Origin of the sequence: Streptomyces sp. NPDC089799 (assembly GCF_040684755.1) — a bacterium.
Classification (GTDB): Bacteria; Actinomycetota; Actinomycetes; order Streptomycetales; family Streptomycetaceae; genus Streptomyces.
This window is the reverse complement of sequence record NZ_JBFBGR010000015.1, coordinates 45,012-69,418: the sequence shown is the minus strand read 5'-3', so window position 1 is coordinate 69,418 and position 24,407 is coordinate 45,012. Positions and strand designations below refer to the sequence as shown.

The 24,407-nt window shown below is 72.8% G+C and carries 20 protein-coding genes; 8 read left to right on the top strand and 12 right to left on the bottom strand.

Annotation, left to right across the window (positions count from 1 at the left end; translation table 11 throughout):
• Positions 1-43 precede the first annotated feature (43 nt).
• Positions 44-418 (top strand): F0F1 ATP synthase subunit epsilon, encoded by a 375-nt coding sequence (locus AB0O36_RS18540; protein ID WP_365111179.1) that lies wholly within the window; start codon positions 44-46, stop codon positions 416-418.
• A 146-nt stretch (positions 419-564) separates the two neighbouring features.
• A complete protein-coding gene (locus tag AB0O36_RS18535) occupies positions 565-1,011 on the top strand; it encodes a DUF2550 domain-containing protein (protein WP_365111176.1) in 447 nt (148 codons plus the stop codon).
• Positions 1,012-1,136: 125 nt separating this feature from the next.
• Here the strand turns inward: AB0O36_RS18535 and AB0O36_RS18530 are convergent, their stop codons facing one another.
• The 3 genes from AB0O36_RS18530 to AB0O36_RS18520 all read right to left on the bottom strand — a co-directional run bounded on the left by AB0O36_RS18530 (position 1,137) and on the right by AB0O36_RS18520 (position 5,031).
• The gene (locus AB0O36_RS18530; RefSeq protein ID WP_365111428.1) at positions 1,137-2,951 is read right to left on the bottom strand and encodes a glycoside hydrolase family 18 chitinase; all 1,815 of its coding nucleotides are present in this window, start codon (positions 2,949-2,951) and stop codon (positions 1,137-1,139) included.
• A 218-nt stretch (positions 2,952-3,169) separates the two neighbouring features.
• The gene (locus AB0O36_RS18525) at positions 3,170-3,847 is read right to left on the bottom strand and encodes a response regulator transcription factor (RefSeq protein ID WP_365111173.1); all 678 of its coding nucleotides are present in this window, start codon (positions 3,845-3,847) and stop codon (positions 3,170-3,172) included.
• Entirely contained in the window at positions 3,844-5,031 is a 1,188-nt protein-coding gene (locus AB0O36_RS18520) for a histidine kinase (RefSeq protein WP_365111170.1), read from the bottom strand. Before AB0O36_RS18520 ends, AB0O36_RS18525 begins: the two co-directional genes overlap by 4 nt.
• Before the next feature lie 180 nt (positions 5,032-5,211).
• Here AB0O36_RS18520 and AB0O36_RS18515 point away from each other — a divergent pair, with 180 nt between their 5' ends.
• A complete protein-coding gene (locus AB0O36_RS18515) occupies positions 5,212-5,793 on the top strand; it encodes a hypothetical protein (RefSeq protein WP_365111167.1) in 582 nt (193 codons plus the stop codon).
• 18 nt (positions 5,794-5,811) lie between these two features.
• On the opposite strand, the gene AB0O36_RS18510 is transcribed toward AB0O36_RS18515, so the two are convergent.
• Positions 5,812-6,384, bottom strand: a complete 573-nt coding sequence (locus AB0O36_RS18510) for a cob(I)yrinic acid a,c-diamide adenosyltransferase (protein ID WP_365111165.1) — start codon at positions 6,382-6,384, stop codon at positions 5,812-5,814.
• A gap of 182 nt (positions 6,385-6,566) precedes the next feature.
• Here AB0O36_RS18510 and AB0O36_RS18505 point away from each other — a divergent pair, with 182 nt between their 5' ends.
• The 3 genes from AB0O36_RS18505 (at position 6,567) to AB0O36_RS18495 (ending at position 10,936) form a co-directional block, all read left to right on the top strand.
• Positions 6,567-7,415 (top strand): 3-hydroxyacyl-CoA dehydrogenase family protein, encoded by an 849-nt coding sequence (locus AB0O36_RS18505; RefSeq protein ID WP_365111162.1) that lies wholly within the window; start codon positions 6,567-6,569, stop codon positions 7,413-7,415.
• 174 nt (positions 7,416-7,589) lie between these two features.
• Positions 7,590-7,913, top strand: a complete 324-nt coding sequence (locus AB0O36_RS18500) for an STAS domain-containing protein (protein ID WP_365111160.1) — start codon at positions 7,590-7,592, stop codon at positions 7,911-7,913.
• A gap of 197 nt (positions 7,914-8,110) precedes the next feature.
• The gene (locus AB0O36_RS18495) at positions 8,111-10,936 is read left to right on the top strand and encodes an ATP-binding protein (RefSeq protein ID WP_365111157.1); all 2,826 of its coding nucleotides are present in this window, start codon (positions 8,111-8,113) and stop codon (positions 10,934-10,936) included.
• A 115-nt stretch (positions 10,937-11,051) separates the two neighbouring features.
• Here the strand turns inward: AB0O36_RS18495 and nucS are convergent, their stop codons facing one another.
• The gene (gene nucS, locus AB0O36_RS18490; protein ID WP_365111155.1) at positions 11,052-11,723 is read right to left on the bottom strand and encodes an endonuclease NucS; all 672 of its coding nucleotides are present in this window, start codon (positions 11,721-11,723) and stop codon (positions 11,052-11,054) included.
• A gap of 232 nt (positions 11,724-11,955) precedes the next feature.
• Between nucS and AB0O36_RS18485 the strand changes: the two genes are divergently transcribed.
• On the top strand, positions 11,956-12,348 hold the full coding sequence (locus AB0O36_RS18485) for an SCO5389 family protein (protein ID WP_150207310.1): 393 nt from the start codon (positions 11,956-11,958) through the stop codon (positions 12,346-12,348).
• A gap of 259 nt (positions 12,349-12,607) precedes the next feature.
• Here the strand turns inward: AB0O36_RS18485 and AB0O36_RS18480 are convergent, their stop codons facing one another.
• Complete coding sequence (locus AB0O36_RS18480; protein WP_365111152.1) at positions 12,608-13,639, bottom strand: LLM class flavin-dependent oxidoreductase; 1,032 nt, start codon at positions 13,637-13,639, stop codon at positions 12,608-12,610.
• Positions 13,640-13,929: 290 nt separating this feature from the next.
• Here AB0O36_RS18480 and AB0O36_RS18475 point away from each other — a divergent pair, with 290 nt between their 5' ends.
• Positions 13,930-14,256: an ATP/GTP-binding protein gene (locus AB0O36_RS18475; RefSeq protein WP_365111149.1), complete on the top strand. Its 327-nt coding sequence runs from the start codon at positions 13,930-13,932 to the stop codon at positions 14,254-14,256.
• A gap of 33 nt (positions 14,257-14,289) precedes the next feature.
• Here AB0O36_RS18475 and AB0O36_RS18470 read toward each other — a convergent pair whose 3' ends face one another.
• From AB0O36_RS18470 to scy, 6 genes are all read right to left on the bottom strand, one after another.
• Positions 14,290-15,234, bottom strand: coding sequence for an ABC transporter permease (locus AB0O36_RS18470; RefSeq protein WP_365111147.1), 945 nt, complete (start codon positions 15,232-15,234; stop codon positions 14,290-14,292).
• Entirely contained in the window at positions 15,231-16,379 is a 1,149-nt protein-coding gene (locus tag AB0O36_RS18465) for an ABC transporter ATP-binding protein (protein WP_365111145.1), read from the bottom strand. Before AB0O36_RS18465 ends, AB0O36_RS18470 begins: the two co-directional genes overlap by 4 nt.
• A gap of 160 nt (positions 16,380-16,539) precedes the next feature.
• On the bottom strand, positions 16,540-17,310 hold the full coding sequence (locus tag AB0O36_RS18460; protein ID WP_365111142.1) for an ABC transporter permease: 771 nt from the start codon (positions 17,308-17,310) through the stop codon (positions 16,540-16,542).
• Positions 17,311-17,312: 2 nt separating this feature from the next.
• Positions 17,313-18,332, bottom strand: a complete 1,020-nt coding sequence (locus AB0O36_RS18455) for an ATP-binding cassette domain-containing protein (RefSeq protein WP_365111140.1) — start codon at positions 18,330-18,332, stop codon at positions 17,313-17,315.
• Between the two features lie 134 nt (positions 18,333-18,466).
• Positions 18,467-19,405 (bottom strand): cellulose-binding protein, encoded by a 939-nt coding sequence (locus AB0O36_RS18450; RefSeq protein WP_365111138.1) that lies wholly within the window; start codon positions 19,403-19,405, stop codon positions 18,467-18,469.
• 194 nt (positions 19,406-19,599) lie between these two features.
• Positions 19,600-24,258 (bottom strand): polarized growth protein Scy, encoded by a 4,659-nt coding sequence (scy, locus tag AB0O36_RS18445; RefSeq protein ID WP_365111135.1) that lies wholly within the window; start codon positions 24,256-24,258, stop codon positions 19,600-19,602.
• Positions 24,259-24,407: the final 149 nt, after the last annotated feature.

Below are 24,407 nucleotides of genomic sequence, written 5' to 3'. Positions count from 1 at the left end.
CAACACCCGGCAGACCTGCCGGGTGGTGACCCGAGGAGCCACCTTGGCTGCTGAGCTGCACGTCGAGCTGGTCGCAGCGGACCGGAGTGTCTGGTCCGGCGCGGCCACCCTGGTCGTCGCCCGCACCACGTCCGGCGACATCGGCGTCATGCCCGGTCACCAGCCGCTTCTCGGCGTGCTGGAATCGGGCCCGGTGACCATCCGTACCGCAGGGGGCGACACCGTCGTCTCCGCGGTGCACGGCGGATTCATCTCGTTCGCGGACAACAAGCTGTCCCTGCTGGCCGAGATCGCCGAGCTCGCGGACGAGATCGACGTCCAGCGGGCGGAGCGGGCACTGGAGCGCGCCAAGTCGGAGGCCGATGCGGCCGCCGAACGGCGCGCCGATGTCCGGCTGCGCGCGGTCGCGGGGCACTGAGTCCCGTACCGAAGAGTGTGAAACCTCAGCCGCGGCCCGACCGGAACTTTCCGGAGCGGGTCGCGGCTGAGGCGATGCAGCTGCTTTACCGGACACTGTCCGGTGGGGCAATCGTCGAGTTCGAATGAGCGAGGAGGTCGGTGAAGATGCTCCTCGCTCTGCTTGTGAGCGGCCTGGTCGTAGCCCTGGTGGTGATCGGGCTCTTCGTTTTCGGGCTGCGCCGGAGGCTGATCCAGCGATCCGGCGGCACCTTCGACTGTTCCCTCCGCTGGGGTGTCGCGGAGGAGCCGGACGTGTCCGGCAAGGGCTGGGTGTACGGAGTCGCCCGGTACAGCGGTGACCGCATCGAGTGGTTCCGAGTGTTCAGCTATTCACCGAAGCCGCGCCGGCTGCTGGAGCGGGACTCCATCGAGGTGCTGGCCCGCCGTGCCCCGGAGGGCGAGGAGGAGCTGGCCCTGCTGTCCGACGCGGTCGTGCTCGGCTGTCGCCATCAGGGGACCCGCCTGGAGCTGGCGATGAGCGAGGACGCGCTGACCGGTTTCCTGGCCTGGCTGGAGGCGGCGCCGCCCGGACAGAGGGTGAATGTCGCCTGAGGGATCTTCCTCAGGACTTTCAGGACTTTCAGGACTTACAAGACGTGAAGAAGCCGGGATGACGGGGGCGAACCGTCATCCCGGCTTCGGTCTGTCTGCAGCGGGTCGCTGCAGTCTGGGTCTGCCTATTGCAGTCCGGTGTGGACGGCGTTGGCGAGCTCACCGCCCGCGGTGTCGCCGCTGAATTCCCAGTAGAAGGCTCCGCGCAGCCCCTGCTGCCTGGCCCAGCTCATCTTTCCGGCGATGGTGGCGGGGGTGTCGTAGCTCCACCAGTTGCCGCCGCACTTGGCGTAGGCGGTGCCGGCGACGGTGCCGGTGGCCGGGCAGCTGCTCTTGAGCACCTTGTAGTCCTCGATGCCCTGCTCGTACGTGCCGGTGGCCGGGCCGGTGGCGGTGCCTCCGGGCGCGTCCTGGGTGACGCCCGTCCAGCCGCGGCCGTAGAAGCCGACGCCGAGGTTGAGCTTGGAGCCGGGGATGCCCTTGCCCTTGAGCTTGGTGATCGCGGCCTCGGAGTTGAAGCCCTGCACGGGGATGCCGTTGTACGAGGTCAGGGGCGAGTGCGGGGCGGTCGGGCCCTTGGCGTCCCAGGCGCCGAAGAAGTCGTAGGTCATGACGTTGTAGAAGTCGGCGTACGGGGCGGCGCCGGCGTAGTCGGCCAGGTCCAGCTTGCCGCCGTTGGAGCCGTCGGCGCTGATGGCGGCGGTGACCAGGTTGTTCGTACCGAACTTGGCTCGGAGCGCGGACATCAGGTTCTTGAAGGCCGCGGCGCCGCTGGTGTCGCAGGACAGGCCGCAGGCGTTGGGATACTCCCAGTCGATGTCGATGCCGTCGAAGACGTCGGCCCAGCGCGGGTCCTCGACCAGGTTGTAGCAGGAGTTGGCGAAGGCGGCCGGGTTGGCGGCGGCCTGGCCGAAGCCGCCGGACCAGGTCCAGCCGCCGAAGGACCACAGCACCTTGAGGTTCGGGTACTGCTTCTTCAGCTTGCGGAGCTGGTTGAAGTTGCCGCGCAGGCTCTGGTCCCAGGTGTCGGCGACACCGTCGACGCTCTGGTCGGCGGTGTAGGCCTTGTCGTAGTCGGCGTAGGAGTCACCGATGGTGCACTGTCCGTTCTGGACGTTGCCGAAGGCGTAGTTGATGTGCGTGATCTTGCTCGCCGTACCCGAGGTGACCAGGTTCTTCACGTGGTAGTTGCGTCCGTAGACGCCCCAGTTGGTGAAGTAGCCGAGCTTGACCGGGCCGCCGGGGAGGGGCGGGTCGACGGTGCCGCCGGGGGTGGTGACGGACAGGGTGCCGGAGGCGGGGCCGGTCTGGCCGGCGGTGTCCCGGGCGACGACGTGGTAGCCGTACGTGGTGCCCTTGGTCAGTCCGGTCTCGGCGCGGGAGGTGCCGGTGACGGTGGCGACCTTGGTGCCGTTGCGGTAGACGTCGTAGTCCTTGACGCCCTTGTCGTCGGTGGCGGCGGCCCAGTTCAGGGTCAGCGAGGTCTCGGTGACGGCGGTCGCGGTGGGGGTGCCGGGGGCGGAGGGGGGAGCGTCACCGGGCTGGCTGCCGCCGTCGCAGGAGGCGCCGTTGATCGTGCAGCCGGCGGGGGCGCCGGGGCCGGAGCCGTTGAAGCCGAAGCTGATGCTGGCGCCGGGGGAGAGGGTGCCGTTCCAGCCGACGTTCTTGCCGGTCCAGTGGGTGCCGGAGGAGGTGACGGTGGCGTCCCAGGCCGAGGTCACCCGGGTGCCGGCGGGATAGTCCCACTCGACGGTCCAGCTGTTCAGGGTGGTGGTGCCGGTGTTCTTGATCGTCCACTTGCCCTCGAACCCGGAGCCCCAGTCGGAGACCTTGGTGTACGTGGCGGTCGCGGAGGTCGCGGCCTGGGCGGGGGAGGCCAGGGCGACGAGTCCTGCGACGGGCAGGGCGAAGGCGGCGACGGTCGCCGCCACCCGGGACAGGAGTCGGGTGCGGGTGCGTGGGGGGGATGCTGCGCTCAAGGGTGCTCCTCCGTAGGTCCGCCGCCGCCGGAGTCCGGCGGCGGCTTGGGGGTGGGACCTGCGCCGCCCGTGAGCGCGCCGGGGGGCATGTTTGTCATGGCGCGCTCACCGCAGTATGGGCGTGAGCGTAGAAAGGTCTGTACCAACCGTCAAGAGGTCTGGACCAACCTGGGGTTGGCTCAGCGGATCCCCAACTCCTGTGCCAGCACGGCCGCTTGGACCCGGCTCTTGAGTTCCAGCTTCCCCAGGAGACGGCTGACGTGGGTCTTCACCGTGGCCTCCGCCATCTCCAGCCGCACCGCGATCTCCGCGTTCGACAGGCCCTCGCCCAGACAGGAGAGGACCTCCCGCTCCCGCCGGGTCAGCCCCTCCACGGCCGCGGCCCGCCGCGGGCCGGCCGGGCCGGACACCGGGCCGGAGGCCGGGCGCCCGGCGCGCGGTGCCGCGAACTCCGCGATCAGCCGCCGGGTCACCGCCGGGGCGATCAGGCCCTCCCCGCGGGCGACCGTACGGACCGCCTCGATCAGCTCCCGGGCGTCCGCGTTCTTCAGCAGGAAGCCCGCCGCGCCCGCGCGCAGCGCCCCGAACACGTACTCGTCGAGGTCGAAGGTGGTCAGCACCAGTACGTCGGCCAGCCCCTCCGCCACCACCTGCGCCGTGGCGGCGACCCCGTCCAGCCTCGGCATCTGCACGTCCATCAGGACCAGGTCCGGCCGCAGCTCCCGGGCCAGCCGGACCGCCTCCTCGCCGTCCGCCGCCTCGCCCACGACCTCGATGTCGCCCGCGCTGCGCAGGATCAGCACCAGCCCGGCCCGTACCGCCGACTGGTCCTCGGCCACCAGCACCCTGATCGTCACGCCTCCACCGCCTTCTCCTCGGCGGGCAGGACCGCCCGCACCCGCCACACCGGGCCCCGACCGCCCGCCTCGAACTCCCCGCCCAGCAGCTCCGTCCGCTCCCGCATGCCGACCAGGCCGGCCCCCGACCCCGGTGCCCGCGGGCCCGTCCGGTCCCCGTACGGGCTGTCCACCCGTACGGTCAGCAGCCCGTCGGACCGGTCCACCCGGACCCGGACCGTGCCGGGCACCGCGTGCTTGAGGGCGTTCGTCAGGGACTCCTGCACGATCCGGTACGCGGCCAGCTCCACCGGCGCCGGCAGCGGGTTCCCGCCGGGCGGCCGGCCGTCCTCCAGTACGAAGTCCAGCCCGCTCGCCGAACCGGTCGAGGCGGCCTGTGCCAGCAGCGCCTCCAGCCCGTCCAGGGACGGCACCGCCACCGGCTCCTGCTCCGCCCCCGCCTCCCGCAGCAGCCCGATCAGCCGCCGCATCTCCGACAGCCCCTGCACGCTGTTCTCCCGGATGACGCCCAGGGCCTCCCGGCTGGTGCCGGGTTCGTCGATGGACAGGGCGGCGGTGGAGTGGATGGCGATGGCGGACAGGTGGTTGGCCACCATGTCGTGCAGCTCCCGGGCCATCCGGGCGCGCTCGGCCACGATCGCCGCCTTGCGGTCCATTTCGGCCAGCAGGGCGGTCTGCTCGGCCCGCAGCCGGGCCGCCTCCGCCGCCTCGCGGTGATTGCGGACCGAGGCCCCGGTCAGGGCCGGGCCGAAGGACACGATGCCGGTCACCACGCCGATCAGGATCGCGTCCGGGGTGCGCAGCCAGGCCACCGCGAGCAGGGTGACCGCGACGGTGACCAGCCCGGTGGACACCGGCAGCCTGCGGGCCATCGCGGGATGCCCGTAGACCACGGCCGCGTAGACGAGGTCCGTGAACATGAAGACGGAGGCCAGGTTCCCCACGGTGATCTGGTCCGCGATCACCGCGAGGGTGCCGACGAACACCGCGGTCCGCGTGGCGGTCCGCCGGACCAGTTCCAGCACGCCCAGCACCGCCATCGGCACCAGGGCCACCCACGCGGGCAGCAGGTCCCGGAACCCCGTGGTGTACAGCCCGAGCGACCACAGCGCCAGGCCGGCGACCACGCTGATCGCGGCGATCAGGACGTCATGGGGATGGGGACGGAACGGCGGAAGTCTCACGGGACCATCCAACACGGCGCGGGCGGCCAGGACGTCGGCGCGGGAGGTGAGTCCGCAGTACATCGAAGGATGCAGTCGGAGGTCGTCTCCGCAGACGACGCATCCGGCCCGCCGCGGCGAGAACCTTTCAGGAGTGCCCCACCGGGCGCCCGTCCCACCGATCCGAACGGAGACACCGCTGTGATCGTCGCGCTGATCATCGCCTGCGAGGTCGGCTTCTGGCTGCTGCTGGCCGCCGGGCTCGCCCTGCGCTACCTCGCGAAGAAGCCCCGGCTGGGCGCGGCTGTCCTGCTGGTGGAACCCCTGCTCGAACTCGTGCTGCTGGCCGTCACCGCCGTGGACCTGAAGAACGGAGCCGCACCCGACTGGAAGCACGGTCTGGCCGCCCTCTACATCGGCTACACCGTGGCCTTCGGGCACTACACGATCACCTGGCTGGATGCGCACGCCGCGCACCGCCTCGCCGGCGGGCCGAAGCCGCCCGGCGCCGGGTACGGCAAGGCCCGGGCCGTCCACGAGTGGAAGCTGTGGCTGCGCACGCTGGTCGCCGCCGCGGTCACACTCGCCCTGCTCCAGGGCGCGATCCTGTACGTCGGCGACGACGGCGACACCGGCTCGCTGGAGTCCTGGCAGTTCGTCGCCCTCCGCATCGCGGGCATCCACGCACTGATCGCCGTCGGCTACACGATCTGGCCGAAAAAGGCCCCCCGGACCGCCCCGGCCGACCCTGTGGACGCGCTGTTCACCAAGAGCCGCCGATGAGTGTCCCCGGCCGGCCCGTCAGCGGTCGCCGCCCGGGACCCAGAGGACGTCGCCGACCTCCTTGTTGGCCGTGCGGGCCAGGATGAACAGGAGGTCGGAGAGGCGGTTGAGGTAGGTCGCGGCGAGCGGGTTCATCGTCTCGCCGTGCACCTCCAGCGCCGCCCAGGTGGAGCGTTCGGCGCGGCGCACCACCGTGCACGCCTGGTGCAGCAGGGCCGCGCCCGGGGTGCCGCCGGGCAGGATGAAGCTCCGCAGCTTCTCCAGCTGTTCGTTGAAGCGGTCGCAGTCCGCCTCCAGCTTGTCGACGTAGGACTGCTCCACCCGCAGCGGCGGGTACTCCGGGTCCTCCACCACCGGGGTGCACAGGTCCGCGCCCACGTCGAACAGGTCGTTCTGGATCCGGACCAGCACCTTCACGAGCTCCTCGGGCAGCGCACCGAGCGCGATGGCCGCACCGATCGCCGCGTTGGCCTCGTTGGCGTCGGCGTACGCGGAGATCCGCAGGTCCGTCTTGGCCGTCCGGCTCATGTCGCCGAGCGCGGTCGTGCCCTTGTCGCCGGTACGGGTGTAGATGCGCGTGAGGTTCACCATGCCGTCAGCGTATGCCCTGGCCGGGCGGGCCCGCGGAGCGAAGTCCCGGGCGCGGGCGGGGTGCTGGGCCGGACCGGTGTGATGTCCGTCATCTGAGACGTGACGCGTGTTACTTCCCGGTCACACGGCCGCCCGCGGGCGCTACTCTCCGCCGGAGACCTACGACAAACCAGGGGTGTGCAGTGGCTGGGAAGCTCGCCGTCATCGGTGCCGGCTTGATGGGTTCGGGGATCGCTCAGGTGTCCGCGCAGGCGGGCTGGGACGTCGTACTGCGCGATGTCACCGACGCCGCCCTGACCCGCGGCACCGACGGCATCAAGTCGTCGTACGACCGGTTCGTGGCCAAGGGCAAGCTCTCCGCCGAGGACGCCGCGGCGGCGCTCGGCCGGATCACCACGACCACCGAGCTGGAGGCCGTCGCCGACGCCGACATCGTCGTCGAGGCCGTCTTCGAGAAGCTTGAGGTCAAGCACGACATCTTCCGCACCCTCGACAAGCTGGTCCGCGACGACGCCGTCCTCGCCTCCAACACCTCCGCCATCCCGATCACCAAGATCGCGGCGGTGACGGAGCGCCCGGAGCGGGTCGTCGGCACGCACTTCTTCTCGCCGGTCCCGATGATGCAGCTCTGCGAGCTGGTCCGCGGCTACAAGACGAGTGACGAGACCCTCGCCACCGCCCGCTCCTTCGCCGAGTCCGTCGGCAAGACCTGCATCGTCGTCAACCGCGACGTCGCCGGCTTCGTGACGACCCGTCTGATCTCCGCCCTGGTGGTGGAGGCGGCGAAGCTGTACGAATCGGGCGTGGCGTCCGCCGAGGACATCGACATCGCGTGCAAGCTGGGCTTCGGGCACGCGATGGGTCCCCTTGCCACCGCCGACCTGACGGGCGTGGACATCCTGCTCCACGCCACCAGCAACATCTACACCGAGTCCCAGGACGAGAAGTTCGCACCGCCGGAGCTCATGCGCCGCATGGTCGACGCGGGCGACATCGGCCGCAAGAGCGGGCAGGGCTTCTACAAGCACTGAGCGCTCACCGCGCACCCGTAAACCAGTTGGAACCTGTCGATAGCGGCCGATACCTTTCTCACCCCCACGGGTGAATTAGGTATCGGTTCGCTCACGGTCGGCAACTTCCCTGCCCGTGCGGCAGTCAGTTGCAGTGAGAGTTGCACGCCTACGCAGTCCTGCCGGGGAGCACATATGCACATCAGGGGCGACCACGCCGAACTCGCTGTCGGGGGCCGCCTCGACGTGCGCAGCGCGGCGGACGCCCGTTCGGTCCTCCACACCGCCCTCGACGACGGTGCGGGTGACCTCGTCCTCGACCTCACCGCGCTCGACTCCTGGGACGCGACCGGCCTCGGCGTGATCATGGGCGCGCACCGGCGGGCCGGCCGGACCGGGCGACGGCTGGTGCTGCGCGGTGTCCCGCCGCAGATGCAGCGTCTGCTGGTGGCGACCCGGCTCCACCGGATCCTTGCGATCGAGGGCGGCCTGGAGGCGGAGTCCCTGCCCCGGGTGTGAGATCCGGTGTGAATTCCGGTGTGGTTCCGGTGGGGGATCAGCCCCTCCCGAGGGCGCGCGGCCCCTTTTCTTCCTGTTCGTGTGAGCGCAGACCGGGCGAAACGTAACGGTCCGGTGGTGATGGCCCCCCTGCGGTTCCGGCTGCCCCGGCCACCGTTTAGGTTTGGGCCCGCACAATGGGATCGGGGGACAGGGTCATGGACCGCACACAGGGACACACAGGCCCGGAACCGGGTGTTCCGGCAGGAGCCCCGGCAGGCAGCACGGCGGGATCCGCGATCGCCCCGGCCCGGGTCGTCCGGCTGACGGCCGGTGCACTCGCCCTGACCGTCAACCCCGTGGACGGCAGCGAGATCGAGCCGCTCCGCCCCGGCGTGAACGCCGCCGCGGACACCGGCCGCCCCGCCCGCCGGAGCGCCTCTGCCCGCACCTCCCTCGCCGCCGCCGCACTGCCCGCCGTACCGCCCGGACCCGGCCTGCCCGCCCTTCCGCTGCTGGAGCGCGAGGAGGAGCGGGAGCGGCTCGTACGGCTGCTCGGGCGCGGCCGTTCCGTGCGGCTGACGGGCGCCTCCGGATCCGGCCGCAGCGCCCTGCTCGACGCGGTCGCCGAGGACTGCGCCGGACTGGCCCCGGACGGGGTCGTACGGCTCTCCGGGCACCGCCACACCGCGACCGAGCTGCTGCACGTCCTCTACACCACCGTGTACGAAGCGGACCTGCGGCGGCCCGACCGGGACGAACTCCTCGCCGGAGTCCGGGAGATCGGCGCGATCGTGCTCGTCGACGACCTGGAGCCGGGCGGCCCGGCCCTCGACGAACTCCTGCGCGCCACCCCGGAATGCGCCTATCTTCTGGCCGCCACCCCCGACAGCCCCGCCCTCCCCGAGGACGCCCACCTGGACGAGGTCGCCCTCGGCGGGCTCACCCGGGACGGCTCCGCGGAACTCCTGGAGGCGGCGCTCGGACGCGCCCTGACCGAGAACGAGAGCGGCTGGGCCGGAGACCTGTGGTTCGCCTCGGAGGGGCTGCCGCTGCGCTTCGTCCAGGCGGCGGCGCTGCTGCGGCAGTGCGACGGACTCAACCGGCGGGCCGCGGGCCCGGAGGACGAGGACGGCGAGGAGCCGGGCGTCTTCGAGGAGCGTCCGCGCGATGCGGCACCGGTTCCGCTGCCGACCCTGGCGGAAGCCGCCGCGCCCGCCGCGCTGCTGGCCGCCCGGGCCGGCGAGGCCGCGAAGGCCGCCCTCCGCTTCGCCTGCGCGCTGGGCGGCGAGATGCCGCACCACGCGCACCTGCCGGCCCTGGTCGGGGACACGCACGCGGACCTCGCCGTCGGCGAACTCCTGGCCTGCGGCCTGCTGACCCCCGCCGGATCCCGGTACCGGCTGGCGGCCGGAGTGGCGCGCCAGCTGGCCGAGGAGGGCTGGGAGCCGACGGAGGAGGCGCGTACGGCGGCCCGGCACTACGCCTGGTGGACCGGGCACGCCTCGGTGACCCCGGAACGGGTGGCGGCGGAGACGGACGCGGTGCTGGCGGCACTGGGCGGCGCCGACGTGGTCGCGGGCGTGATGCTGGCGCGCAGCGCCGCACCCGCCTTCGCGGCTTCGCTGCAGTGGGGCGCCTGGGAGCGGGTGCTGCGGGCCGGTGCGGAGTCCGCGCGGACGGCCGGGGAGGTCGCGGAACAGGCTTACTTCCACCACGAGTTGGGCGTGCTCGCGCTGTGCGGGGGCCGGCTGGACCGGGCCCGGGCGGAACTGGAGGCGTCGATCGGGCTGAGGGGCGCGCTGGCGGACAAGCGCGGCACCGTGGCCGGCCGGCGGGCGCTGGCGCTGGTCGCGGACCAGGAGCGGGCCGAGGCGGCCGGACGGGCGGTGGCCTCGCCGCCGCTGCGGCTGGAGGCGCCGCAGGGTGCTGCGGGTGCGGGTGCGGGTGCGGGTGCGGGCGCGGGTGCGGGCGCGGGTGCGCCGGCGCTGCCCCGTGGCGCGGCGGGTGGCGCCGAGGGCGGCCCTGCGGGCTTGTCCGCTCCGGCGTCGTCGGCTGCTCCGCCGGCGCTGCCCGCTCCGGCTGCCCCGGCCGGTCCGCCGGTCCTGCCCGCTTCGGCGTCCTCGGCCGCTTCGGCGTTCCTGCCCGGCCGGGCGGGGTCTTCCGGGGCGGTGCCCGGAGTGCGGCCCGCGGGTGCGCCCACGGCGCCCGTACGGCCCGCTGCGGCCGCGGCCGCAGCTGCCGGAGCTCCCGCCGCTGCCGCTGCCGTCGCCGCCGCTGCGGCGGCCGGGGCCGGCGCGGGTGGTTCGGAGGCGGCCACGCAGCTCGTGACGCGGGTGGCCGGGCCGGGGGCGGGGCCGGTTGCGCCCTACGGCCCCGGAGTGGGGCTGCCGGGTGCTTCCGGGGGGCCGGGGACTCATGGTTCCGCCACGGTGCCGACCACGCAGGCCGCGGCGTTCGAGGACGACGTACACCTCGGCCCGGCGCCGAAGGGTCCGCGGCCGAAGCAGAACCGCCGGGACCCGGTGGTGCTGGCCGGCGCGGCCGTCCTGGTGGTGGCCCTGCTGGGGACGGGCATCAGCCTGGTCCTGACCTCGGGCGACGGCACCGAACCGGGCGTGCAGCCGAAGTCCGGGACGGCGACCTCGGTCGACCCCAAGAACAGCTGGAACGATCCTGCGCCGGAGCCTTCGGAGGAGGCGGAGGACAGCGGCCGGCCGTCTGCGTCGGGGAGCGCGTCCTCGTCCGCGAGCGCCACGTCGAGCCCGTCGCCGGGGGTGAGCCAGTCGGTGTCGGCGTCGCCTTCGGCGAGTGTGAGCGGGACGCGGACGCCGCCGGTGAAGCCGCCGACTTCGCCGCCGGTGTCTTCGTCGGCCACCAAGCCGCCGACGACGCCGACTTCGGAGCCGCCGGCGTCGGGGACGCCGACTTCCTCGCCGTCTTCGTCTCCGACGGGGTCGCCGTCGAGCACGTCCTCGGCGAGTGTGACCGCGGGCGCGCAGTCTTCCTCGGCGAGCGCGTCCTCCGGGAGCGGGGCGTCGTAGCGGCGTCGCTGCGGGACGCGCCGGCTCTGCGGACTCCGGGGCCCTGCGGGACGCCTGCCCACACCGGGGCGGGATGCCCGCCCACACCGGGCGGGCGCCCGTACCGGGCCGGGGGTCAGAAGAGGCGGAGCTTGTCGTCCTCGATGCCGCGGAGGGCGTCGTAGTCCAGGACGAAGCAGTCCATGCCGCGGTCGGTGGCGAGGACGCGGGCCTGGGGCTTGATCTCCTGGGCCGCGAAGATGCCGCGGACCGGGGCCAGGTGCGGGTCCCGGTTCAGCAGTTCCAGGTAGCGGGTGAGCTGCTCCACGCCGTCGATCTCGCCGCGCCGCTTGATCTCGACAGCCACGGTGGCGCCGTCGGCGTCCCGGCACAGGATGTCCACCGGGCCGATCGCCGTCATGTACTCGCGGCGGATCAGCGTGTAGCCCTCGCCCAGGGTGTCGATGCGGTCCGCGAGGAGTTCCTGGAGGTGCGCTTCCACGCCGTCCTTGATCAGGCCGGGGTCCACGCCCAGTTCGTGCGAGGAGTCGTGGAGGACTTCTTCCATCGTGATGATGAGCTTCTCGCCCGCCTTGTTGACGACCGTCCAGACGCCCGCCTCGTCTCCCGTCCCCTCCTTGAGGGTGCACGGCGGGGACATCCAGTTGAGCGGTTTGTACGCCCGGTCGTCCGCGTGGATCGAGACACTGCCGTCGGCCTTCACGAGGATCAGACGGGGTGCGGAGGGCAGATGGGCGGTGAGCCGGCCCGCGTAGTCGACGGAGCAGCGGGCAATGACGAGACGCATGGTCGGCAACGCTACTCGACGGAGCCGCCCTCACGCGATTCGCCCCCGAAAGCCCCGTTCGCGGATGGCGCGTTGTATGCGCATTCTCCTGGTGCGGTCCCCATGGGACGCCTACCGTGGTGAGCAGGAGGTTGCCGAACGCGCACACGTGGTCGCCGCGCGTCGCGGCGCCTCCTTCCCTGCCCGTAAGACTCCGGTCACCGAACCGGCCGGGGTCGCGAGAGGAGAACCCATGTCGCTCGACGTCTCACCGGCCCTACTCGAACAGGCCGAGCGAGGCGAGGTCGACGAAGCCGCTTTCGTCGACTGCGTCCGGACCTCCCTGCCCTTCGCATGGGAGATGATCAGCTCGCTGGTGGCCCAGCTGAAGGTGGACGGCGGAGAGTTCGCCGACAACCAGACGCCGCCGCCGGACGAGCAGGCGCGTGGCCAGCTGCTGCGTGCGCTCGCGAGTGACGCGATACGCGGTGCGTTGCAGCGGCACTTCGGAGTGCGGCTCGCCTTCCAGAACTGCCACCGGGTCGCGGTGTTCCCCCTGGACGCCTCGGCCGATGACCGGCTGGCGAAGTTCACGTCGATCCGCGGTCAGCTGCTGAACCAGTCGCCGGAGCTCCGGGACTGCTGAGCCGGCCGGTCCGGCCGGCCCGGCCGGGCCGGATCACCTGCCCGTCGCCGTCCGATCATCCGATCCACCCGATCCACCGGCCATCTGATCCACCGGCCCATCCGATACATCGGTCCACCTGATCCATCTGATCCATCGATCCACCGACAGACCTGATCGACAGTTCGACCCGGCTCCATCCGAACGATTCGCAGGCTCCTCGCTGCCGCTCCGCACCCGGAGCGGCAGCAACGGCCGTCACCGTCGCCGCGGCCGGTCCTCAGAGCAGGCGGGGCAGGACCTCGGCGCCCAGCAGCCGTACGTTCTCCTCCGTCGCCGCGAGGTCGCCCGAGCCCTCGGCCAGCAGCGCGAACCGGCTGATCCCGGTGCGCTCGGAGGTGGCCGCCAGCCGGTCCGCGGCGAGTTCCACCGTACCGACCGGGTGCAGGGCGCACAGCAGCTCCGTGTACGCGACCGGGTCCCGCATCGCGCGGTGCCGTCCGTCCACCGTCACATGGGCGTCCAGTCCCTGCTTCAGCCAGCCCGGCAGCGCCTTCAGCAGCGTCTCGCGCGCGTCCGCCGCACGGTCCGCCAGCTGGCAGACTCCGGCCGAGACGTGGCCCGCGGCCCGGACCGCGTCGGGGGAATGCCCCGCCGCGAGTGCCGTCTCCCGCCACAGGGCGACCATCGCCGCCTTCTCCTCGTCGCCGCAGTGCATGCCCAGCAGCATCGGCAGCCCGCGCTCGGCGGCCGCCCGTACCGAGCCGGGCGAGGTGCAGGCGAGGATCACTTCCGGTCCCGTTCCGTCACCGTCCAGGGACTCCGCCGGCCGCGGTACGACGGCCACGTCGCGGAACGAGTAGCGCCCGCCGGCCGCACCCACCCGGGAGTCGCCCAGCCAGCGCCGCAGCAGGTCCAGTGCCTCCGGGAAGTCCTGTTCGTACGCGGCCAGGCCGCCGCCGAACACCTCCAGGTCCACCCAGGGGCCGCCACGGCCCACCCCGAGCGTGAACCGGCCGCCCGAGGTCAGGTGCAGCAGCGCGGCCTGTTCGCCGAGCGCCACCGGATGGGTGTTCGGCAGCACGCTCACCGCCGTGCCGACCCGGATGCGCCGGGTCAGGCCGAGCAGCTGGGCGGCCAGGGTCACCGCCGACGGGCAGACCCCGTACGGGACGAAATGGTGCTCGGCGACCCAGACCGAGTCGAGCCCTGCCTCCTCCGCGACCTCCGCGGTCCGCACCGCCCGGTGCAGCGCCTCCCCCTGCCCCTGGCCCGGAAACTGGGCCGCCAGTACAAACGCTCCTACGCGCATCGCCTTCTGCCTCCTCGCGGCTGACGCGGCTCCCCTCCCTGGCAATAACGTCTGACACGTGCCAAAGGCACGGCCTGACAGGAAAGTTATTGAGATTTTCGGCCCAGCTCGATCCGGCTCGGCCCGGCCCGTTCCCGGTACCGGAGCCCCGGCCCCGGTACCCGGCCTCCGGCCCGGTCCGTCCCGGGCGGTCGGGAGGGATCCGCTTCGTGAACACCCTGCGGGTACCCCGGCTCGCTCCGCGTAGTCTGGTGGAAAGTCCCTTCCGTCCGCTGCTTCGTGAGGTATACGTGTCACCGCGCCACAACCGCCCCAGGGGCGGCGAGAACCCGGCCGAAGGTCCCCGGACCCCTCCCGGCCGCTTCGGCCTGGAGAACACCGAGGAGTGGATGGGCGAGGACTGGAAGGTGCGGCACGTCGCGGGCGCGAGTGCGGTGGGCAAGCGCTACCGCTGCCCCGGCTGCGACCAGGAGATCCCCTCCGGTACCCCGCACCTGGTGGCCTGGCCCGAGTACGGCGGCGTGGACGACCGCCGGCACTGGCACAAGGCCTGCTGGAACGCGAAGGACCGCCGCACCACCAAGGTGCAGCGGTCCAGGAACGCGCCGAAGCACTGAGGGGACGGACGGCCGGGGTGGGGCCTCCCGCCGTCAGACGTCGCGGCGGCCGACCACCACGTACGAGGCGGCCACCGCGGCCGCGGTGACCAGGCCGAGCACCGCAAGCTGGGCGACGTCGCCCGGCACCGCCATGTACCCCGCGTCCTCCTCGGTCGCGCCGAAGAGCTCGATCAGGGCCAGCGGCGAGCTGTAGCCGATCAGCACCCTGCCGAAGTCCGCGGTCGCCTCCCACACGCCGAGCATCGAACCCAGCACCGGCGGTATGGTCACCAGGCCCAGCATCAGGGCGATCCCGCCCGCCGAGTGCCGCACCAGCGCCCCGACCGCCAGCGCCAGCACGCCCAGCATGGTGACGTAGAGGCTGCCGGCCAGTGCGCCCGACCACTCGGAGCCGGAGTGCACCCCGGCTCCGCGGCCGGAGCGCACCAGGGCGGCGGTGATGCCGACGAGGAAGACGGAGGCGGCCACCACGGCGAAGGCGACCGCGCTGAAGACGAGGTACTTCGCGGTCAGCACCCGGCTGCGGTCCGGGGCCGCGGTGAGCGTGGTGCGGATCAGTCCGGTGCCGTACTCGGAGGTGATGGTCAGCACCCCCAGCACGATCACCGACACCTGCCCGACCATCAGGCCGAACATCGCCGGGCCGGTGTACGGCATCTGCTCGTAGTCCGACGAGGAGGTCTGCCAGACGGCGAGTCCGCCGATGCCGGTCACCACCAGCACCAGCGAGCCGAGGGTGAACAGAGTGGAACGCACCGAGACCAGCTTGGTCCATTCCGAGGCCACGGCGTGCGCGAGGGTCGGCCGCGCGTCCGGCAGCGGCGAGGTGTACGCCGGAGCCGGAGCCGGAGCCGGCACGGGGGCCGGTCCGCCCGCCGGGGCGGCCGTGATCGGGGTGGTGCTCGGGGCGTCGGCCGCGGCGGTGGCCGCACGGTTGGCGGCGCCGTTCGCGGGGCCGGTGGCCTGGCCGGTCATCGGACCTCCTCCGGGTCGTTCTCCGGGTCGTTGTGCAGGTCGTTCGACGGGCCGCCCGCCAGCTCGGCGGGGCTCCGCGGCATCAGGAAAGGCCGGCTGCCGGGGGTGCCCGGCGGCGGGGGAGCGTAGAACCCGGCGGCGGTCTCGGCCTCCAGGCCGGCTGAGCCCTGGTCCTCCCAGGGCGGCAGTGCCATCGGGTCGGTCTCGAAGAGCTCGGCCCGGGGGTCCGTGGTGGAGGTGTACTCCACGGAGCTCTGCGTCATCCGCATGTACGCCTCCTCCAGCGAGGCCTTGTGGGGGGACAGCTCCCACAGCCGTACGCCGGCCCCGTGCGCGAGGTCGGAGATCCGGGGCAGTTCCAGACCGGTCACCCGCAGGGCGCCGTCGGGCTCCTGGAGGACTCCCGCGCCCTCCTTGACGAGCAGCTCGTGCAGGGTCCGCCGGTCCGCGGGGTCGGTGTCGGCGACCCGGAGCCGAGCGAATCCGGCCGAATTGCGGGCGATGAAATCCTGCACGCCCATGTCGGCCAGCAGCCGCCCGCGGCCGATCACGATCAGGTGGTCGGCGGTGAGGGCCATCTCGCTCATCAGGTGCGAGGAGACGAAGACCGTGCGGCCCTCGGCGGCGAGCTGCTTCATCAGGTTGCGCACCCAGTAGATGCCCTCCGGGTCGAGGCCGTTGACCGGCTCGTCGAAGAGCAGCACCTCGGGGTCCCCGAGCAGGGCCGCGGCGATGCCGAGGCGCTGGCCCATGCCGAGGGAGAAGCCCTTGGTGCGCATGCCGGCCACGTCCTGCAGGCCGACCACGCCCAGCACCTCGTCCACCCGCTTCTCCGGGATGCCGGAGAGCTGGGCGAGGGCGAGCAGGTGGGTGCGGGCCCGGCGGCCGCCGTGCACGGCCTTGGCGTCGAGCAGCGCGCCGACGCTGCGCTGCGCGTTCGGCAGCTCACGGAAGGGGAACCCGTTGATCGTGACCCGGCCGGAGGTGGGCCGGTCCAGGCCGAGGATCATGCGCATGGTGGTGGACTTGCCGGAGCCGTTGGGCCCCAGGAATCCCGTCACGTGACCGGGCCTGACCTGGAAGGACAGCTGGTCGACGGCGGTCTTCGCGCCGAAGCGCTTGGTCAGGCCGACTGCCTCGATCATGCTCTCGCCTCTTGCCGGTGGGCGGCTCTCGCCCGGGTAGGACTAAAGAGGATATCGAGTGTCGTTCGGTTCCGTCGCGGGCCGATCCCTGAGGTACCCCTGAGGTATCCCTGAGACCGGCCCGGACGGGGGTGCCGCGGGTGTGGCCGCGGCGGGTGGGTCAGGCGTCGCGCTTCCTCAGGACCAGCAGGCCGCCGAGCACCGAGGCCAGCACCCACAGGACGAGGATTCCCAGACCGCCCCAGGGGCCGTAGGGGGTTTCCTCGTTGCCGAAGGCGCCCGGCACGACCTGCATCATCCGCGCTCCGGCGTTGCTCGGCAGGTACTGGCCGACCGTGCGGGTCGCGTCGAAGCCCATGAGGACGTTCGAGACGATCAGGAAGAACGGGATCAGGATGCTGATCGCGGCGACCGAGCTGCGGAGCATGGTCGCCACACCCATGGCGAACAGGCCGATGAGCGCCATGTACAGGCCGGCGCCGACCACGGCGCGCAGGACGTTCTCCTCGCCGATGCCGATGCCGAGGTCACCGAGCAGGGCCTGGGTGAGGAAGAAGGACACGAAGCTGGTCAGCAGGCCCACGACCAGGGCCAGCGTCGCGGCCACGGTCATCTTGCCGGTCAGGAAGCGGGTGCGGTGCGGTACCGCGGCCAGCGAGGTGCGGATCATGCCGGTGCTGTACTCGGTGCTCACGACCAGCACACCGAAGACGATCATCGACAGCTGTCCGAACTGCATCGAGCCGAAGCTCAGCGCCGTCGGGTCGAAGGTGGCCCGCTGGACCTCGTCCAGGTTGTCGGTGTTGAACGTGGCGCCGAACAGCGCCGCGAAGCCCACGGTGACGAGGAAGACGAGGGCGAGGGTCCAGCTGGTGGAGGCCACCGTGCGGATCTTGGTCCACTCGGAGCGGAGGACTGCGGAGAAGGCCATGCTCACTCACCGCCCTTCGGGGCGGCCGGGGCGCCGGCTCCCCAGGCGGGGACGTCGGCGGGCCGGGCCGGGTTGTCCGCGGCCATGCCGGGCGCCGGGATGCCGGGGCCTCCCGGGGCGTGCGCGTGGTATTCGACCGCGTCCGCCGTCATGCGCATGAACGCTTCCTCCAGTGAAGCCTGTTGCGGGCTGAGTTCGTGCAGCACGATCCGGTGCTGTGCGGCCAGCTCGCCGAGTTCCTCGGCCGTGGTGCCGTTGACTTCCAGGGCGCCGGTTCCGGGTACGTCGACCGCGGTGATCCCGGCTTCGTGCAGGACGTCCTTGAGGCGTTCGTGCTGCGGGGAGCGGAGTCGCACGTAGCTCCGCGAGTTCTTGTCGATGAAATCCGTCATCGACGTGTCGGCCAGGAGCTTTCCCTGTCCGATGACGATCAAATGGTCGGCCGTGAGGGCCATTTCGCTCATGAGGTGGGAAGAAACGAAGATCGTCCTCCCCTCGGCCGCAAGACCTTTCATGAGATTCCGGATCCAGAGAATTCCCTCCGGGTCCAGGCCATTGACCGGTTCGTCGAACATGAGGATCTCGGGGTTGCCGAGCAGCGCGGCGGCGATGCCGAGGCGCTGACCCATGCCCAGGGAGAATCCCTTCGACTTCTTCTTCGCCACGGCCGTCAGTCCGACCAGGTCGAGCACTTCGCCGACCCGGCTCACCGGGACGTTGTTGGACTGGGCGAGGCAGAGCAGGTTGTTGTACGCGCTGCGGCCGCCGTGCATGGCCTTGGCGTCCAGCAGTGCTCCGATGTGTTTCAGCGGCTCCTTGAGGTCCCGGTAGTGCTTGCCGTCGATCCGGACCGTGCCACTGGTCGGGTTGTCGAGGTCGAGCATCATGCGCATGGTCGTCGACTTGCCGGCCCCGTTGGGGCCGAGGAAGCCGGTCACCACCCCCGGTTTGACCTGGAAGCTCAGGCTGTCGACGGCGGTCTTGGCGCCGTATCGTTTGGTGAGGCCTTCGAGCTCGATCATGCGCCTGACACTAGAACGGTCGAAGGCCCGACGCCAATTGGAAACGGGCGTGGGCCTTCGGGCACGGGGTGTTCGCTACCGGCGGGTACAGGAGGGGGGTACCCGTCGGGCCGCGGTGGGGTGTTGCCGGTGCGTCAGCGGGTCTGCTGGGCCGGCACGCCGCGGCTGACGGGCTCGTCGTCGATCACCGGGGTGGCGGCGGCGACGGCGGCACCGGTCAGCGTCGCGAGCATTTCGCGGACGTTGGTCAGCTGCGCGTTGATGGAGTCGCGGCGGTTGGTGAGCGCAGCCAGCTCGCGCTCCGATTCGCTGCGGATGCGGTCGGCCTTGGCGTTGGCGTCGGCCACGATGTCCTCGGCCTGGCGCTGCGCGGTCTCCACGGTCTGGCGGGCCCGGCGCTCGGCGTCCGTACGGAGCTTCTCGGCCTCCAGGCGCAGCTGCTCGGCGCGGTGCTCGATCTCGGCGAGGCGCTTCTCCGCCTTGGCCTGGCGGGAGGCCAGGTCGCGCTCGGACTGCTCGCGGCGCTTGGCCAGGTTGGTCTCGAAGTCCGCGGCGGCCTGGGCGGCCTTGGCGCGGGTCTCCTCGAAGAGCGCGTCGGCCTCCTCGCGCTTGGACTGGGCGTCCTTGGTGGCCTCGGCGCGCAGCTGCTGCGCGTCGCCCTTGGCCTTCTCGACGATCCGGACGCCCTCGTCCTCGGCCTTGGCCTTGCGCTCGGAGGCGAAGGACTCGGCGTCGTTGCGGACCTGCTGGGCGGCGGACTCGGCCAGCTCGCGGTGCTGCTCGGCCGCGCGACGGGCCTCCTCGCGCAGGTCCTTCGCCTCCTCCTCGGCGAGCCGCAGGATCTTCTCGACCCGGGCGCCGAGGCCGGCGTACGACGGCTCGGCGTCGGTGACCTGGGCCTGGGCGTTCTGCGTTTCGAGGTGGAGCTCCTCGATGCGCTTTTCCAGGGAGTTGATGCGGGACAGGGCGCTGTCACGGTCGGCGACGAGCTTGGTAATGCGGTCGTCCACCTGACCGCGGTCGTAACCACGCCGCACGAGCTCGAAGCCGAAGGGGGAGGAAGTGTCGCTCATGGGGTTCCTGTCGAATGAGACCGATGAGGTGCTACGTGAGGTGTTGAGGGGAATCCTAGGCGCCGGAACGGCGTGTCATCGAGTCAATCCCAGTTTGATCTGGACAATGACACCCCTTTTGAGTGGCAAGGCGTCGGAACGCTTGTCCGCCGTTCGCCTGGAGTCCCATCAGGAGCACACCTGCGGTCAGTTCGCTACCCCTCTGACGGCTTTCCACCCGAACGAGTGGAACCCGCTGCCGCTCCCGCCTTCACTCCACCGGATCCCTGGCTGCCGACCGATGACTTTCCGCCACCCGAAGGCGCCTCGAATGATTCCAACGCCTCAAGTACATCCTGGACACGGGAGATCTCCGCCTGAATGTCCTCCCGGCGGCGGACGAGAACGTCGAGTTCCCGCCGACCTTCGTCGACCAGGCGTTCGGCCTCGGCCTTGGCCCGCTCCAGCACGTCCTCGGCCTGCCGCGAAAGGTCGGCCTTCTTCTGCTCGGCCTCCTTCAGCAGCTGCTCGGCCTTGCGGACCGCGGCGATGCGCACCTTCGACGCCTCGCTGCTGGCGTCCGAAACCAGCTCCTTGGCCTTGGCCTCGGCCTCGGTGCTCTGCTCGGTGGCGGCCTTCACCAGCTTGTCGACCCGCTCGCCGGCCGACTTCATCTGCTCCGCCGTCTCCCGGCGGGCCCGCTCGTGCAGTTCCTCCACCTCGGCCTCGACCCGGCCGCGCAGGTCTTCGGCCCGCTCCCGTATGGCGGCGGCGTCCGTACGCGCCCCGACCAGCAGCTCGTCGGCGTCCGTACGGGCCTTCTCCACCGTCAGGTTGCCCTCGACGGTGGCCTCCGAGGTGATCCGGGCGGCCTCCTTCCGGGCCGCGTCCACCATCGCGTCCGCCTGCTCCTCGGCCGCGGTGGTCGCGGCGAGCGCCTGCTTCTGCGCCTCGTTGGTGAGGTTCTCCGCCTCCGCGACGGACTCCGAGATGAGCCGGTCGACCTGCTCCGCGGCCTCCGTACGGCGCTTGTTGGCCGCGTCCCGGGCGTCGTCGAGCAGCCGCTCGGACTCCTCGCGGGCCTCCGTGCGGGTCCGCTCGGCGTCGCCGGCCGCCTCCGACTTGACCCGCTCGGCCTCCGACCGGGTGCGGGCGGCGTGCTCCTGCGCCGAGGACAGCGACTCGGACGCCTCGGCGCGCAGCCGCTCCGCCTCGGCGGCGGCCTCGCCGACCGTGCGTTCGTTGTCCTTGCGGGTCTCCTCGACCAGCCGCTCCGCCTCGGAAGCGGCCTCGGTGATGAGCCGGTCGGCCTGCTCGGCGGCCTCGCTGCGCAGCCGGTTGCCCTCGGCCCGCGCCTCGTCCATGGTCTGCTCGGACTCGCGCTCGGCGGCCTCCAGGGTCTCGGCCGCCGCGGTGGTGACCCGCTCGGCCTCGGCGGTGGCCTCGCCGATGATCCGGCCGCCCTCGGTACGGGCGTCGTCGAGGATCCGCTCGGCCACGGCCTTGAGGGCCTCGGCCCGCTCGGTCGCCTCGCCGACCGTACGGTCGTTGGCCGCGCGGGTCTCGGCGGTCATCCGCTCGGTCTCGGCGGTGGCCTCGGCGATCAGCCGGTCGCCCTCGGCGCGGGCCTCGTCCAGGGTGCGCGCGCCGTCCCGCTCGGCACCGGCCAGCGTCTCGGCCGCCTTCGCGGTGAGCGCCTCCGCCTCCGTGCGGGCGTCCGTCACCAGCGCGGCCGCCTCGGTGGTGAGCCGCTCGGCCTCCGCCGCGGCCTCGCCGACCGTGGCCTCGTTGGCGGTGCGGGTCTCCTCGATCAGCCGCTCCGCCTCGGAGGCGGCCTCGGTGATGAGCCGGTCGGCCTGCTCGGCGGCCTCGCTGCGCAGCCGGTTGGCCTCCGAGCGCGCCTCGTCCAGGGTGCCGGCGGCCTCGGCCCGGGTGGCCTCGGCGGCCTCCTCGGCCCCGGTGGTGATCCGCTCGGCCTCGGCCGTCGCCTCGCCGACCGTGGCCTCGTTGGCGGTGCGGGTCTCCTCGGTCAGCCGCTCCGCCTCCGCGGTCGCCTCGGCCGTGATCCGCAGGCCCTCCGCGCGGGACTCCTCCAGGGAGACCGCCGCGTCGCTGCGGATCCGGTTGGCGTCCTCGCGGGCGTCCGCGCGGGTCCGGGCCGCGTCCCGCTCGGCCGCGGCCAGCGCGTCCGTCGCCTCCGTACGCACGCGCTGGGCGTACTCGCCGGTGTCGATGCGCAGCTGCTCCGCCTCGGCGATGGCGTCCGCGACGGTCCGTTCGGCCAGCGCCTTCGCCGCGTCCGTCTCGGTCTTCGCCTCGGTACGGGTCCGGGCGGCGTCCTCGCCCGCCCGCTCCCGCTCCGCGTGCGCGTCGGCGCGGAGCCGGTCCGCCTCCTCCTGCGCCTCGGTCCGGGTGCGCTCCGCCGCGTGCTCGGCGGCGCTGCGCAGCCCGGTGATCTCCTCCTCGGCCTCCTCGCGGAGCCCGGAGACGGACTCCCGCACCTCGCGGGCGGTGACCTCCGCGGCCGCCACCAGCTCGGCTGCCCGCCGGTCCGCCTCCTCGACCAGCCGGGTCGCCTCGGCCTGCGCCTCCTCGGTGCGCTTGCGGGCCGCCGCGAGGAGCTCCTCGCTCTGCTCACGGGCCTGGGCGCGCTCGCTGCCGGCCTCCTCGCGGGCACCGGCCAGGGTCTCCTCCGCCTCCCGGCGGCGGCGCGCGGCCTCGTCCTGCGCGGCGGCGAGGGCCTCCGCGGCCTCCTCGGCCACCCGCTCGGCGGCCGCCTTCGCCTCGGCGCGGAGCCGGTCCGCGGTCTCCTGCGCCTCCACGCGCACCCGCTCGGCCTCGGCCTCGGCCTCACCGGTCAGCCGTACGGCGACCTGCTCGGCCTCCGCCCGGACCCGGCCGGCGTCCTCCGCGGCGTCGGTGCGCAGCTGGTCGGCCTCGGCCTCCGACAGGGCCTGCAGGGTGCGGATCCGCTCGGCCGACTCGGCGCGCAGCCGGTCGGACTCCTCGGTGGTCTCGCGGCGCAGGGTCTCGGCGGCGGCGCGGGCGTCGCGCAGCGTCTGCTCGGCCGTCGCCAGCCGGGCCTCCGCCTCCTCCTGCAGCCGGGTCAGCTCGGTGCCGGCCTCGGCCCGGCGGGCGGCCAGGGCCCGGTCGGTCTCCTCGCGCCGCTCGCGCAGCGCGGCGTCGGTCTCGGTGCGCAGCGCCTCGGCGGCCTCCTCGGCCTCGGTGCGCAGCCGCTCGGCCTCGGTCCGGGTGCGCTCCAGGGTCTCCTCGGCCTGGGTGCGCAGGGTCTGGGCCCGCTCGACGGCCTCGGTGCGGACCCGCTCGCTCTCCGCGGAGGCACCGCGGCGCAGCTCGTCGGCGTCCGCCTTGGCCTTGCCGAGCAGCTCCTCGGCGGTCTTGGCCGCCTCCTCGATCTGGGTGACGGCCTCGCGGCGGGCCTCGCCGCGGATCCGCTCGCCCTCGGCGACGGCCTCGGCGCGCAGCTGCTCGGCCTCGCCGCGCAGCCGTCGCGCCTCCTCCTGGAGCTCGACGGTCTTGGCCCGGTACTCGGCGGTGTCGTCCTTGGCCGCGCCCTTGAGCTGCTCGGCGCTGGTGGCGGCCTGCGCGTGCAGCCGCTCGGCCTCGGTCTCCGCCTCGCGGCGGATCCGCTCGGCCTCTTCGGACGCGGCCCGGGTGGTGGCCCTGGCGTCCTCGGACGCCTTGTTGAGGATGTCCTCGGCGGTCCGGGCGGCCTTGGCGAGCTGGGCGGCGGTGTCCTCGGCGGCGGCCGTACGGGCCTCCTCGCCGGCCTCGGCGCGCAGCCGCTCGGCCTCGGCGCGGGCGTCGGCGAGCGCGTGCTCCGCCTCCGCCTTGAGGGCCTCGGCCTCCTTGGTGGCCTCGGTGACCAGCCGGGCGACCTGCTCCTTGGCGGTGCGGGTGCGCTGCTCGTTGACGGACTCGGCGGTGGCCACCTGCTTGGTGGCGGCCTCCTTGGCGTCGGCGAGCAGCTTCTCGGCCTCGGAGCGGGCCTCGCGGAGCGTGCCCTCGGCCTCCTGGACCCGCTGGTCGGCGACCCGGCCCAGGTCGAGGGTCTGCTGCCGGGTCTGCTCGGACTCGGCGCTGGCGGCCGAGCGAAGCCGCTCGGCGTGCTCGGTGGCCTCCTGGGCCTGCGAGGAGGCGGCGGACAGCAGCCGCTCGGCCTCCTTGCGGGCGCGCAGCAGGGCGGCCTCGGCCTCGGCGCGGCCGGTCTCGGACGCCTCGGCGAGCCGGCGCCGGGTCTCCTCGGCGACCCGGGCGGCCTCGGCACGGGCGGCGGCCAGGGCCTGCTCGGCCTCGGCGCGGGACTCCTCCATGAGCCGGCGCGCCTGGGACTCCGTACGGGCCCGCAGCTGCTCGGCCCAGGCCACGTTCTCGTTGACGTGCGCCTCGACGGTCTGCCGGCGCTCGTTGAGCTCCTGGTCCAGCCGCTGGCGGCGGCTGACCGCCTCGGCGTGCAGTTCGGCCTGCAGGCGCGCCTGGTGCTCGGCGTGCTCCTGCAGGATCCGCTGGGTCTGGGACCGGGCCTCGCGCAGTTCGCGCTCGGCGTCGGAACGCATCTGGTCGGCCTGGAGCTGCGCCTCGCGCAGCATCTGCTCGGCCTGGTAGCCGATGTCCTGGCCGTTGTAGGCGGGACGGGACGCGAGGGCGCGACGCACCTCGTGGAGCTTGGCCCGCAGCACCTCGACCTGGTATCCCAGGTCCTCGGCGTGCTGGACGACCTTCTCGCGCTCCTTCTTCAGCCGCTCCATCTCGGCCTCGAAGCGCGAGAGATGGTCGGCCTCAGCCTGATGGCTCTCCTGGCGTTCGTAGCCCCGCACGGCGCGGTCCCATCCGTCCCCTGGTCGCAAGCTCACTCCCAATTGAGCACCGTCCGCCCGCTGAACGGCACCCCCGGGGAAACATGGTGTCAGATGCCGGGGCAGGGGTCACAGCACCCGACCCCCTCCGCACCGAACCCCGGCCGAGCCAAACGCCACTCTACCGGCCGGGGATACGGCCGAGG